Raw genomic sequence first — 12,058 nt, 5'->3', positions numbered from 1 at the left:
GCCCAGCTCAGAGCCTTCCCGGGACCGAACACGCCGAGCGCCTTCTAAGCGCTTGGCCGCAGGTTCGAGTCCTGCCGGGGGCGCCCACACCCCGCCCTCCTCCGGGAGGGCGTTTTTGCTGTTCAGCGCAAGGCTCTCGCGCGCTACGGTCCCCGTCGTGAGAGCCGTGGTCGGCGCCTCCCCGTCTCCGGGATCGACGATCTCGAACACCTCTGGACCCAACTTCTGGCCCATCACACCCCCAGGCAACACACCTGGCGGCGCTGGGAGCCGTCCGTGCGCCGGAGGGGGCATGGCGGCTGCGACGGGAGCAGTACCGCGCACGGCTACGGGGAGCCGCAGGCCGGGGCAGTGGTCACGAGATGAGAATCGGCCGGATCAGTTACTGGAACGCCCCACGGCTCTCTCGACGTGAGGGCGCCGTGGATGTCGTACAGACATTGGTTGTGCCTGTCACCCGATGACTCGTCGCACAGCCAGGTTTGATCACGGAGATCTCTGCTGGGTGGAGTCCGGTCATCCTCGCGCCCCCAGTCTCGCGACCACGCCCCCGGTACCCGGCCGGAAGGCAACACCACGCGACCGAGACTCCGCTGCGCCGTGCTCGACGACTACCAGTCCGTCGCGACCGGGATCGTCGGCTGGTCCGCGGTCGCCGACGATGTCGAGATCGTCGATTTCGCCGAACACTTCGGGGAGAGGACACCCTGGCGACGCCCCTCGCCGAGTACGCCAGCGTGTCACGCTGCGCGAACGCGTTGCCTTCCCCGCCTCGCCCCTCGGCCGTCTCCCCCGGCTGAAGCTCCTGATCGCCTCCGGCATGAGCAACTCGGTGATCGACTACGCGGCCGCCGAGGCACACGGCGAGACGGTGTACGGCACAGCCAGCTCCCCCACCCGCCGGTCGAGCTGACCTGGGCCCTGCTGCTCGGCCTCGCCCGGGGCCTGGGCACCGAGAACAACCCTCTGCGCGAGGGTGGTCCCTGGCAGAGGACGTCGGCGCCGATCTGCACGGCGCCCGGCTCGGACTGCTCGTCCTCGGCAGGATCGGCGGCCGGGTGGCCCGGGTGGGCCGCGCCTTCGGCATGCGGGTGACGGCGGGGAGCCAGCACCTGACGAAGGGGTACGCCGACGAGGTGGGCGTCCATCTGGCCGCTTCCCAGGAGGAGTTGCTCGCGAGCGCGACTCCGTCTCCGTCCATCTCTCCCTGAGCGACCGCACCCGAGGTCTCCTCGGCGCCCCGGAACTCGCCCGCCTCAAGCCGACCTCCTATCCGATCAACACCTCCCGGTCACAATCGACGACCAGGACGCCCTGCTCACAGCCCTGCATGAGGGGCGCCTCGCCGGAGCTGACGTCTTCGACCTCGCACCCCTCCCCGCCGACCATCCGATGCGCACGGCCCCCGTCTCCTCGCCACGCCCCACCTCGGCCATGTCTCCCGGGCCAACTACGCCATGTACTACGGCCAGACCGCCGAGGACATCCAGGTATACCTGGCGGGCTCCCCCGTACGACCGCTCGGCTGAGAATCCCGGAGACCCGGACCGAGCCCCGCCACGCTGCAGTCGCGCCTTCAGGCATCCAGGAGAGCGAACTGGCGCTGCAGGTGCCCCGGATCCACCGGTTCCGGCGGGCCTCGGCCTCCGGCAATGGGTCGGCGTGTGCCGAGCACATCGCGTAGCGCCGCCGGCACGACCGCGCCCCGCAGCGGACGAACGGCGCCGGTCCACCCGCGACGGCAGGCGGCACTCGTCCTGCCTTCCTGCCGAGCCGGCCCCGGTGCGCGATGAAAGCGAGATTCCCGGTCAGGACTCTTCCGACGCCCTGCGTCAATCAGCACACAGCGGAATGTCCGGCGTCGCGTGCGAAGCCCGGTACGGTCAGGCCTTCGCTCGGCCCCACCCGCAGATGGTCGTGCTTGCTACGCGTACCGATAGACGGAACTGTGATCCTCCAGTTCCGCCGGGGTCACATCCCACGGGGGCATCCTCTCGTGCCGCGCGACCACCCGGCCGCTCTGGGCGCCCCCGGGGTCGGGCGGCTTCTCGGGGAGGTAGCGGGTGTTCCGGTGCCGCTGCTGCCAGCGGGACCACACCAGGTCGACGAAGGCGTGGTGCATCCAGAAGACCGGGTCGTTCACGGAGGCGCCGCTCACCATGTGGCCGCCGACCCATCGGTGGACCAGGTTGTGGTTGCGCCAGGACACAGCGCCCTGCCCCGGCCCCCACCCCTCCAGCTTGTTGCGGAACCCTTTGACGGACGTGGAATTCCAGGGGGCCGTGTCGTAGACCGGGTCCGCGAGGGCTTCTTCCACGTCCCCGGCCGTGGGCAGAGCGATCGGATCCCGGGAGCGGCCCAGGTCCCGCATGAGGTACTCGGCGTCGGTGATGCCCTCCTTGATGATCCACTGGCCATGGCGGAAGGCGAAGGGGCCGGTCATGACCTGCCGGTCGGTGCGTCGCCCGGTGCCGCCGAGTAAGTCCTCGGTCCACGGCACGGCCGTCGGGGCGCGGTCGCGCGTCCAGTCCCAGTACGGCACGGTCACCGACTCGTCCACGCGGCGCAGCGCCTGCTCCAGATCCAGCAGGAACTTGCGGTGCCAGGGCAGGAACGAGGGCGCCATGTGGGCCGTGCGCCGGCCGTTCTCGCCGTCGGGGAGGAAGTACTGGATGTGCGTGCGGACGAAGTCGTCGTACTCACCTCGGCGTTTGACCTCGATCAGTGCGGAGACGAACCTGCGCCGCTCGGAAGCGGTGAGCGTGCTGACGTCCCTACGCGCGTACACCATGGCGGTGACCCCTCTCGGTCCCCTCGCCGCTGTCCGGCGCCTCGCTGTCGTCCCTGCGACTGCCGGTTCCACCCGACGCCCCCAACCGCACGTTGGGTCCGAGTTCGTCCACAGCCGCGCGCGCCGCGGCGAGCGGGGACGGATACGACTGATAGTGGTCGACCATGGTCATCCAACTGCCGTCGACGCGACGCATGAGATGCAACGGCCGCCCGTCCACAGTGACGTGCCACACGCCGGAGAGTTCGTTCTCCCCTCGCGGCCCGGCGTCGTCCGCGATGCCGACGATGCGCCGACCGCGATACGTCTCGTGGAACCACGCCCTCTCCGGCCCGGCCGCCTCCGATGCCACCAGGTACGGTGCGAGCGCCACCCCTGTCGCCGACGCGAACACCCCCCTCAGCACCCGCCTCCGTCCGGTGGGCCCTGTGGGATCGACGGCGAATGACGGAACAGTCATGGCCTCTTCCACCCTCGACACAACTGCGCACCCAACTCGTGAGCCAGCACCATGAATTCTCCTTCATGTCCGACGAGCCCCCCGGAATCCCGCACATCCCCAAGCAGAAACTTCAGCATCGCGGATGCGGTCTCACCTTTGCGCAGTGAATTTGGCCGCAGAAATCACACCGTGTCCCGACGATGCAGAGGCCGACACCGCACGACGCGGAATCGGCCTCTTCGGAGCGGCCACCGGGAAATGCCTGAAGCGCCGGATCAAAACGCGGCGGACATCGTGGCCGGGGGCGTTCTCACTTCTGCTGCGAGAGGCCGCCCAGCAGCGGAGTGCCCTTGCCCAGCGCGGTGGACGTGCGATCCACCGTGTTCAGCAGCGCCTTCTCCTTCTCCTTGACGTCGATCACGTCCCCCTTCAGCGGCTGCACCTGGACGGGACCCCGGTTGAGCGTGTTCGCCGTGTTGCTGAGGCTCTTGTGCACCACCTCGGTGGCGCTCTGGGCGAACGCGGGCGCGGCGGCACCGGCGATGATCAGAGACCCGGTGATGACAGCGGCAGCCTTCAGAGACTTCATTGGATTCCTTTCTTCGGCAACATGGGTAGCCGGGGCGGATTCTGACGTCATGCACAACGAGCGCCGACCGGTCCGGAAACCCGCATGCGGAAGATTGCCGAGTACTCATATGAAACCCCTGAAGGATTTAACTCCTTGCGCCGTGCGCCGTGACAGGCCAGGAGCAGGAGCGGAAAGCAACAGCGTCGCGCTCCCGCGCTGTCCTTCCAGGGCGCCCTTCGCCGCGCCACCGAGCCGTCCGACCCGCGCAGTCAGGTGGGCACGACGGGCCACGCGAGCAGACCGCGCGGAGGCGGCTGCCTCAAGCCATGGGCCCGCTTGCCCTCGCGAGGCGGAAAACAGGTCCGGGAAGCCCCTACTTCACCGATCCGACACACTTACTCACGTTTGACCCGGTTATGCCTGATAGCGGCTAGAGTTTTGCGTATCTCTTGACGCGTCCCAAGGGTGTTTGAAGATGCCGTGCCCCGGAGCACGCACCTCGTTCCTTCCTGCCCCTGACACCTCCGCCTTCCCGAAAGGGCACCGTCAGTCATGCGTAATTCCCTCGCCCTCCTGCTGCGCCGTACAACGGTGGGCGCCCTCGCCCTCGCCGGGATGTGGGCTCCCACCGGTGCCCTGGCGGTCGCGCCTGTCACATCGTCGACGCAGGAGGCGGGCCGTATCCCCTTCGTCCAGCGGTACCACGCGCTCCAGCACGGCGGGATCGTCCGCGCGGCCAACGTCTCCATCACCTGCCGTGCGCCACGGGCGACCCACCGGTTCCTGCCGTCCACGACGCGTTCCTGCCCAGCCACTCGGCGGGACGGGACCGGGGTGAACGGCGACTTCGACATGACGTACGTCGATGTCGACAAGGACCCGAACACCTACAACTCCTCCCGAGCGGAGGTCCGTGTGCCCGAGGGCTCACGGGTCAGCTACGCCCGGCTGTACTGGGGCGGCAACCTGCGCGTCGGCGAGCAGAAGCCGCCCAAGGACAACGGCCGGGTGCTGATCGCCGAACAGGGCGGGGAGTACAAGGAGGTCCTCGCGGACACGGTCGTAGGCCATCGGGTGGCGCACGGCGCGGATGCCTTCCAGGCCTCGGCGGACGTCACGAGGCTGGTCCGGAGGAGCGGACCGGGCCTGTACACCGTGGCACAGGTCAATGTGGCGATGGGACGGTCGACGGCCGGCGCGTGGGGTGGCTGGACGCTTGTGGTGGCGTACGAGAACCCGAAGCAGCCGTTGCGGCGCCTCGCACTCTGGGACGGCTTCGACGCGCTGAAGTCCGGTGCGGCGCAGGAGATCCGACTGCGCGGAACGCGTTTCCCCGCGAACGCGAGCGGCCGGGCAGGCCTGGTGACGTACGACGGCGACCATGGCATGACCGGCGACACTCTCACCCTCACGACCACCCGCACTTCCTCCGCCCCTCGGCCGCACCGCACCGTGGTCACCCCCCTGACCAACCCCGCCAATCCCCGTGACGACGTCCTGAACTCCACGATCAGCGAACCGGGAACATCCGAGCCGCAGCGGGTGCCGACGTACACCCGCACTCTCGGCTATGACTCCGATGTGTTCGATCTCGGCGCGGGCCTGCGCCACGGCGGCGACCAACTGGCCTTCCGAGTCGCTTCCCAGCGGGACGTGATCTGGACCGGCGTGCTCTTCGTCGCCGTCGACGCCCAACGGTAAAGCCTTTTCCTCTCCCGTCCCGAGCGTCACCGTGAGCGAGGACATCGCGCATGCACACGTCATCAACCGGCCCTCTGGCGCGAGTCCTTCACCTCACCCAGCCCGTGGACGGCGGGGTCGCCCGCGTCGTGACGGACTTGGTGCAGGCCCAGCTCACGGCCGGGCTGGCCGTCACAGTGGCCTGTCCCGACAGCGCGCTCAGCACAGGGCTCCTTCAACTGGGCGCGGACGTACGGCACTGGCCCGCGAAGCGGTCACCGGGGCCGTCACTCGTTTGGGAGGTACGACATCTCGCACGCGTGATCGATGAAGTACGCCCGCATCTGGTGCACGCACACAGCGCGAAGGCCGGGCTCGCCGGGCGGCTCGCCGTCCGGGGGAGAATCCCCACCGTGTTCCAGCCGCATGCCTGGTCTTTCGAGGCCACCGGCGGGGCCGTCTCGATCCTCGCGCGGGCGTGGGAACGGTGGGGGGTGCGCTGGGCCTCCCAGGTGGTGTGCGTGAGCGAGGCGGAACGCATGACCGGCGCGCGCGCCAGGATCGACGGGCGCTGGAGCGTCATCCCCAACGGCGTCGACGTGCAACGCTTCCGCCCCGGCCCCGTCGGTCCCGTAAGAGCTGGACTGACGCCGTTGGGCGAGGTCGATCCCGCCGCGCCGCTCGTCGTCTGTGTGGGGCGGTTGTGCCGACAGAAGGGCCAGGCCGTCCTGCTGACGGCATGGAGCAGCGTCGCCCGCAGGGTGCCCGGCGCGCGTCTAGTCCTGGTCGGCGACGGTCCGGACCGCGAGCGGCTCCGGGCGCGCGCGCCGAAATCCGTGCTGTTCGTGGGTGGTGTCGCCGACGTCGTCCCCTGGTACCGGGCCGCAGACCTCGTCGTCCTGCCGTCGCGTTGGGAGGGCATGGCGCTGGCCCCACTGGAGGCGATGGCCTGCGGTCGGCCGGTTGTCGCCACCGATGTCGGCGGTGCCCGCGAGAGCCTGCCGCCCTCACTCGCCGCCCGTCTGCTGGTCCCGCCCGAAAACCCGGCGCTGCTGGCCGAGGCCGTCACCGAACTACTGCTCGACCCACCGCTGCGCGCCTCGCTCGGCCGCCAGGGGCTCCAGTACGTCCTGTCCTCGCACGACGTGCGGCACTCCACCGAGGCGGTCGCGGACGTCTACCGCCATCTGATCGGCGTGCCCGCACCATGCGTCGCACGCACGGAGCATAGGGAGTCCATCCAGTCGTGACCGCGGATAGCACCATCTCCTCCTCCGGCACAGAGCCACGGAATCGCGAATTCTCAACCGTCTCGGTCATGCCGCCGCGCGGTGCCGTCCCGAGACCTCCGTCCTCCGCCGACGGGCGGCGAGGGCGGTCGGCCTCGCCGATGCCCCTGCTCGTCGCGGACGGCACGGCAGCCCTGCTGGGTGCCCTGACACTGATCGGAACTCAACTCCATCCGCTCCCGTCTGCCTTGCTGCTGGGAGCGTCGCTGCTGCTGCGCCCGCGGCACGCGCGCCCGTCGGAGCCGGGTGTCCTCGACGAGTTGCCCGCCGTCTGCCGCCGTACAGCGGTGGCCTGGCTGGCGTTCGCCGCACTGGTGGCGGCGTACCGGCCGGACGACGCGCTGTCCACGCGCACCCTTCTGCTGGGGTTCACCGTGCAGGCCGCGACGAGCTGCGCGCTACGCGGCACCGTGCACGCGAGACGACGAGCGGCGCTGGCGCGCGACCCTCGCACCGCGCTCGTCATCGGGCCGGCCGCTACCGCGCAGCGGGTGGCCGCCGCCGTGTTGCGGCACCCATGGTGCGGGGTACGGCCGGTGGGGATCGTGGCCGAACGGCAGAACGACGCCGGGGGCCTGCCCGTTCTGGCAACCGGTCACGAGGTCGAGAGAGCGGTCGTGCAGAACGGCGTACAAGCAGTGCTGGCCGTCCACCCCTCCGTACGGACCCAACAGCAACCGCTGCTCAGTGCGCTGGCCGAGCGGGGCTGCGTGGTCTGGGAGCTGGACGCGGACTCTCCGTCGTACGCGACGAAGGACCGACTGGCCGGGTTCTCCTGCCGACGTCTGGAAAGAGCTTCGACGCCGCGCGGCAGCGCGGGCAAGCGGGCGCTCGACATCCTCGTGTCGACGCTGCTGCTGCTGCTGGTCAGTCCCCTGTTGCTGGTGTGCGCGGTGACCCTGCGGATCAGCGACGGGCCGGGAGTGCTGTTCCGCCAGGAGCGCATCGGCAAGGACGGAAAACCGTTCACGCTGCTGAAGTTCCGCACCCACCGTCCCCTCGACGAACACGAGGCGGCGACCCGCTGGAGCGTGGCGAACGAACACGAGATGCGCGGGTTCTGCCGCATGCTGCGGCGCACCTCGCTCGACGAGCTCCCCCAGCTGTGGAACGTGCTGCGGGGCGACATGAGTCTGGTCGGACCTCGGCCCGAGCGCCCCTACTTCGTCGCAGAGTTCAGCGAGTCCCACCCCGGCTACGCGGCTCGCCACCGTGTGCGGACCGGCATCACCGGCCTCGCCCAGATCCATGGACTGCGCGGCGACACGTCCATCGAGGACCGCTTCCGGTTCGACAACGTCTACATCGACAACTGGTCGCTGTGGCAGGACGTGAGCATTCTGTTGCGCACCGTGGGCACGCTCATGCGTCCGACGGGAAGCTGAGCGCCATGAGCTTCGCACTGACGCCGCTCGTGCGCCGAGGCACCGTCCTGACGCCGGTCCTTCCCGTGGTGGCCGTGCTCGCCCTGCTGGCGCTGCCGCTCGACCCGAGCAGCGAGGGCGGCCCAGGTCCGGCCGACGCGATGTCCGGACTCCTGGTGCTCTTCTGCGCGGTCCGCCTCGTACGCAACCGACGACGCCCCTTGCCACGTACGGCCGCCGTGGTACTGGGCCTACCGGTCCTCGGGCTGGTCGTCACTGCCTTGGGGGCATACTCGCCCGAGGCCGGGATCGCCGGCGGGGGCCGGTATCTGCAGATCTTCGTACTCGTCCCGGCGGCGGTCCTGCTGTTGATCCGCGACCGGGGTGACTTCCGGCTCCTGGCCTGGTCGTTCGTGGGGCTCGCGGGCTGGCAGGGAGCCGTCGGAGTGCACCAGTACGCGACCCGGACCGGCGCCTCCTTCCAGGGCGAGCCGATCCGGGCCGTCGGCACGTTCGGGCCACAGGACGTGATGGGAATGGCAACGGTGGTCGGCCTCGGCCTCGTGTGCGCGTTCGCCCTCACGCTCGGGCAGGCGACCGTACGAGAACGGGCAGTCGCCCTCGCGTGCGCGCTGGCGCTGCTGGTGCCGCTCGCACTGTCCTTCAGCCGGGGCGCGTGGATCGCAACGGCTGTGACCTGCACGGTGCAACTGGTCCTGGCCGGGCTGCGGCGCGCGCTCAAGGTGGCTGCGGCCGTAGCCGCGGCGGGTGTGGTCCTGGTGGGCGGTCTCGGTGTCGGCACGGCGACGCTGCAGGAGCGGATCAGCAGCATCACGCAGGTCGCCGACGCCCCCGACCAGTCCGTCACCGACCGGTACACAATGTGGGCGGCAGCGACCGACATGTGGCGTGAACACCCGCTGGGCGGGGTCGGTTTGAAGGGCTTCCCCGAGTACCGGGACGCGTACGCCTCGCTGACGCTGTCGTCGGGCAGCGACACCGACGGCGCGGGGGTCGCGTACCGGAGGCAGCCGCTGCTGTCACCGCACAGCATGTATCTGCTGGTGCTCAGCGAACAAGGCCTGCTCGGACTGATGGCGTTCACCGGGAGCTGGCTGGCGCTGCTGGTGTGCGCGCTGCGGGCGATGGCGCGGGCGCGCGTGTCGGGGCCGCACGGCCTCGACTGCGGGCTGGCCGCCTGCGGACTGCTGGTCTGGCAGCTCACCAACTTCGTGTACGCCGACATCGGCGGCCCCTCCACCGTGCTGAGCGGCGTGGCTCTCGGGTTGGTGGCGTGGTGGGCGCTGGCCGGGAACGGCGACGCACAGGCCGCCCCGTCGGTCCCGGCCGTCGGGAACACGCGTGAGAGCGTGGCGCGATGCCCGTGACGCCATCGCAGACTCCACGCGCGCCCGGTCGCGGGGCCGAGGGGACGATCGTGCCCGCGGCGCGGGCAGCCGCACAGGACGTGGACGGCACCGATCCCGCTGGGGCCACCCGGAAGTTCATCGCGAAGGCCACTCTGATCACGGCGTCGCTGTCGGTCGCCGGGGCGCTGCTCGGTCTGGTGCGGGATCAGGCGCTGGCCCAGCTCTTCGGGGCGGGCATCGAGACGGACGCCTTTCTGATCGCGTGGACCGTACCGGAGTTCGCCGCCACGCTGCTCATCGAGGACGGCTTGGCCATCGCGATGATCCCGGCCTTCAGCCTGGCCCTGGCCCGGCGTGCCCAGGGTGTCTCCGGCGACCCGGTTCGCTCTCTCGTCGCCAACACCCTGCCCCGCCTGTCCCTCGCCTGCCTCGCCCTCTCCGCGCTGATCATCGCGGGAGCCCCCTACCTGGTCGAAGTTCTGGCACCCGGCCTGCCCGACCCGCGCCTCGCCGCCGACTGCACCCGGCTGACGGCGAGCTGCGTCCTGACCTTCGGGCTCGCGGGGTACTGCAGCGCGGCTCTGCGGGCGCACCGTCGCTTCCTGGCACCCGCGACGATCTACGTGGCCTACAACACCGGCATCATCACCGCGATGTTCCTGCTCGGCGAGCGCTGGGGCGTTCGATCGGCGGCGGTCGGTGTGGCGGTGGGCGGCTGCCTGATGGTTGCGGCCCAACTGCCCTCCCTCCTGCGTCTGATGAGGACTGAACGCCCAGCCGCTTCCAGCAGCGGCGTCGACGTACGCCCGATGAGCCTCGCCCTGATCAGCAGCGTTCTCCTCTTCGCCCTGTGCCGTCAGTCCCAGGTCCTGATCGAACGCTTCCTCGCCTCCACCCTTCCCGCCGGGGCCATCTCCCACATCAACTACGCGCAGAAGGTGGCCCAGATCCCGATGACGCTGTCGCTGATGCTGTGCACCGTCACCTTTCCGGTGGTCGCGCAGGCGCTCGCCGACGGCGACATCGAACGTGCTCGCGCCCGCGTGGAGCGGGACTTGGCACTGGCTTGCCGCTTGGTGCTCTTCGGTGCGGCCACTGTGGTCGCCTGCGCGCCGCAGATCATCGCGATCCTGTTCGAGCGGGGCGCGTTCACCGCGCAGGACACGGCGGCGACCGCAGGCGTCCTGCGTGTGTACGCCCTCGGGCTGCTCGGCCAGACCCTGGTGGGGGTACTGATCCGCACCTACTTCTCTGCCGGTCGGACCACCTGGTATCCGATCGGCGCCATGACCGCGGGTGTCGTCGCGACCACCTGGATCGGGGTGGCAACCGTGGACATCTGGGGCGTGTTGGCGATCGCGGCCGCCAACGCCGTCGGCATCACCGTCACGGCCGCACTGCTGCTCGCCGGCCTCGCGCAGAAGCGTGACGGGCGTGCCCGTCACGCCGACGCACCTCGAGCGGAAAGCACCGCGGGACCGAGCCTGTCGGTTTTCTCGACCTGGACCGCGGCTCGCCGTCGTGCCGCGCAGCACAGCGGGAAGCGCGGGGTCCCCATCCGTACCCGACAGGTGCTGTCCGATCTGGGCAAGCCGCTGCGGGCGGCGGCGCTCGCCACGGCGGCGGGGGCGTTCGCCTCGGGCGCACCGGGGTCCCCGCTGGTGGGTCTCGCGGTCGGCTGCGTGACGGTGACCGCCGTTTTCCTCCTGCTCGGGCAGGTCCTGGACCCCCAGGGCCGCACATCCGCGCCTCTTCTCGTAGGCGCCGTCACGCGGAGGCTGAGGCATGGCCGTTCCAGTTGAATCCATCGTCACGGGCAGACGCCCCGCCGCACGCCGCCCTTCGCTCCCGTGGTTGGCGATGTACCACTCCGTCGACGACTGCTCCGACGACCCGTACCGCATCACGGTCACGCCCGAACGGCTGGAGCGGCAGCTGGCCTGGCTGCGTCGGCGCCGACTGCGCGGCGTGTCCCTGCGCGAACTGTTCGCCGCCCGCGCCCGGGGCGATGGGCGACACCTGGTCGGCCTCACCTTCGACGACGGGTACGCCGACTTCCTCACCCGCGCTCTTCCGGCCCTGCGCCACTGGAACTGCGGTGCCACCCTCTTCGTCCTGCCCGGCCGACTCGGAGGCGTCAACGCCTGGGACCCGCTCGGCCCGCGCAAGCCGCTGCTGTCCGCGGACGGTGTCCGGCAGGCGGCCGACGCGGGCGTGGAGATCGGATCGCACGGGCTGACGCACATCGATCTCACCAGGGCCGACGATGCCACCCTGAAGGCCGAGGTCGCGGACAGCAGAACACTGCTGACGCAACTGATCGGTGCTCCGGTCGACGGCTTCTGCTACCCGTACGGCACGATCGACAGCCGCGCCGTGGCCGCCGTACGCGAAGCCGGATACACCTACGCCTGCGCCATCGACCCCGGCCCCCTGACCGGCCCGCACGCCCTCCCCCGTCTGCACATCGGCCAGAACGACACAGCCTGGCGGCTGCACCTCAAGCACAAGCTCCACCGATTGCGCCGGCGCGGCGTGGAGGGCGTGTGAC

At 70.3% G+C, this 12,058-nt stretch carries 9 protein-coding genes, 1 tRNA gene and 1 pseudogene; 8 read left to right on the top strand and 3 right to left on the bottom strand.

All coding sequences use genetic code 11. The features are described 5' to 3' along the window. Nucleotides 1–12 precede the first annotated feature (12 nt). Nucleotides 13–83, top strand: a tRNA-Arg gene (locus K1J60_RS28655). A gap of 517 nt (nt 84–600) precedes the next feature. Beyond that, nucleotides 601–1,529: pseudogene (locus tag K1J60_RS28650) on the top strand (D-2-hydroxyacid dehydrogenase family protein). A 395-nt stretch (nt 1,530–1,924) separates the two neighbouring features. On the opposite strand, the gene K1J60_RS28645 reads toward K1J60_RS28650, so the two are convergent. The 3 genes from K1J60_RS28645 to K1J60_RS28635 form a co-directional block, all read right to left on the bottom strand. Next, the gene (locus K1J60_RS28645; protein ID WP_220648716.1) at nt 1,925–2,791 is read right to left on the bottom strand and encodes a tyrosinase family protein; all 867 of its coding nucleotides are present in this window, start codon (nt 2,789–2,791) and stop codon (nt 1,925–1,927) included. After that, nucleotides 2,775–3,251 carry a tyrosinase cofactor gene (locus tag K1J60_RS28640; RefSeq protein WP_220648715.1) on the bottom strand — a complete coding sequence of 159 codons (477 nt, stop codon included), beginning with the start codon at nt 3,249–3,251 and terminating at the stop codon, nt 2,775–2,777. Before K1J60_RS28640 ends, K1J60_RS28645 begins: the two co-directional genes overlap by 17 nt. A gap of 292 nt (nt 3,252–3,543) precedes the next feature. After that, nucleotides 3,544–3,822, bottom strand: coding sequence for a hypothetical protein (locus K1J60_RS28635; protein WP_220648714.1), 279 nt, complete (start codon nt 3,820–3,822; stop codon nt 3,544–3,546). A gap of 534 nt (nt 3,823–4,356) precedes the next feature. Here K1J60_RS28635 and K1J60_RS28630 point away from each other — a divergent pair. The 6 genes from K1J60_RS28630 to K1J60_RS28605 are packed head-to-tail and all read left to right on the top strand — an operon-like array spanning nt 4,357 to nt 12,057. Then, nucleotides 4,357–5,505, top strand: a complete 1,149-nt coding sequence (locus tag K1J60_RS28630) for a DUF3344 domain-containing protein (RefSeq protein ID WP_220648713.1) — start codon at nt 4,357–4,359, stop codon at nt 5,503–5,505. Between the two features lie 50 nt (nt 5,506–5,555). After that, nucleotides 5,556–6,734: a glycosyltransferase gene (locus K1J60_RS28625; RefSeq protein ID WP_220648712.1), complete on the top strand. Its 1,179-nt coding sequence runs from the start codon at nt 5,556–5,558 to the stop codon at nt 6,732–6,734. Further along, a complete protein-coding gene (locus K1J60_RS28620) occupies nt 6,731–8,158 on the top strand; it encodes an exopolysaccharide biosynthesis polyprenyl glycosylphosphotransferase (protein ID WP_220648711.1) in 1,428 nt (475 codons plus the stop codon). Before K1J60_RS28625 ends, K1J60_RS28620 begins: the two co-directional genes overlap by 4 nt. Before the next feature lie 5 nt (nt 8,159–8,163). After that, nucleotides 8,164–9,525, top strand: coding sequence for an O-antigen ligase family protein (locus K1J60_RS28615; protein WP_220648710.1), 1,362 nt, complete (start codon nt 8,164–8,166; stop codon nt 9,523–9,525). After that, the gene (locus K1J60_RS28610) at nt 9,516–11,309 is read left to right on the top strand and encodes a lipid II flippase MurJ (RefSeq protein ID WP_220648709.1); all 1,794 of its coding nucleotides are present in this window, start codon (nt 9,516–9,518) and stop codon (nt 11,307–11,309) included. Before K1J60_RS28615 ends, K1J60_RS28610 begins: the two co-directional genes overlap by 10 nt. Next, entirely contained in the window at nt 11,293–12,057 is a 765-nt protein-coding gene (locus tag K1J60_RS28605; protein ID WP_220648708.1) for a polysaccharide deacetylase family protein, read from the top strand. Before K1J60_RS28610 ends, K1J60_RS28605 begins: the two co-directional genes overlap by 17 nt. Nucleotide 12,058: the final 1 nt, after the last annotated feature.

Source organism: Streptomyces akebiae (assembly GCF_019599145.1).
In the GTDB taxonomy this organism is placed as follows: Bacteria; Actinomycetota; Actinomycetes; order Streptomycetales; family Streptomycetaceae; genus Streptomyces; species Streptomyces akebiae.
The sequence above is the reverse complement of the archived record's forward strand: the minus strand, read 5'-3'. Positions and strand labels throughout refer to the sequence as shown.

Excerpts from the sequence above, each read along its gene's own strand:
- K1J60_RS28645 (WP_220648716.1), bottom strand. The coding sequence starts at position 2,791 with ATGGTGTACGCGCGTAGGGACGTCAGCACGCTCACCGCTTCCGAGCGG.
- K1J60_RS28640 (WP_220648715.1), bottom strand. The coding sequence starts at position 3,251 with ATGACTGTTCCGTCATTCGCCGTCGATCCCACAGGGCCCACCGGACGG.
- K1J60_RS28635 (WP_220648714.1), bottom strand. The coding sequence starts at position 3,822 with ATGAAGTCTCTGAAGGCTGCCGCTGTCATCACCGGGTCTCTGATCATC.
- K1J60_RS28630 (WP_220648713.1), top strand. The coding sequence starts at position 4,357 with ATGCGTAATTCCCTCGCCCTCCTGCTGCGCCGTACAACGGTGGGCGCC.
- K1J60_RS28625 (WP_220648712.1), top strand. The coding sequence starts at position 5,556 with ATGCACACGTCATCAACCGGCCCTCTGGCGCGAGTCCTTCACCTCACC.
- K1J60_RS28615 (WP_220648710.1), top strand. The coding sequence starts at position 8,164 with ATGAGCTTCGCACTGACGCCGCTCGTGCGCCGAGGCACCGTCCTGACG.
- K1J60_RS28610 (WP_220648709.1), top strand. The coding sequence starts at position 9,516 with ATGCCCGTGACGCCATCGCAGACTCCACGCGCGCCCGGTCGCGGGGCC.
- K1J60_RS28605 (WP_220648708.1), top strand. The coding sequence starts at position 11,293 with ATGGCCGTTCCAGTTGAATCCATCGTCACGGGCAGACGCCCCGCCGCA.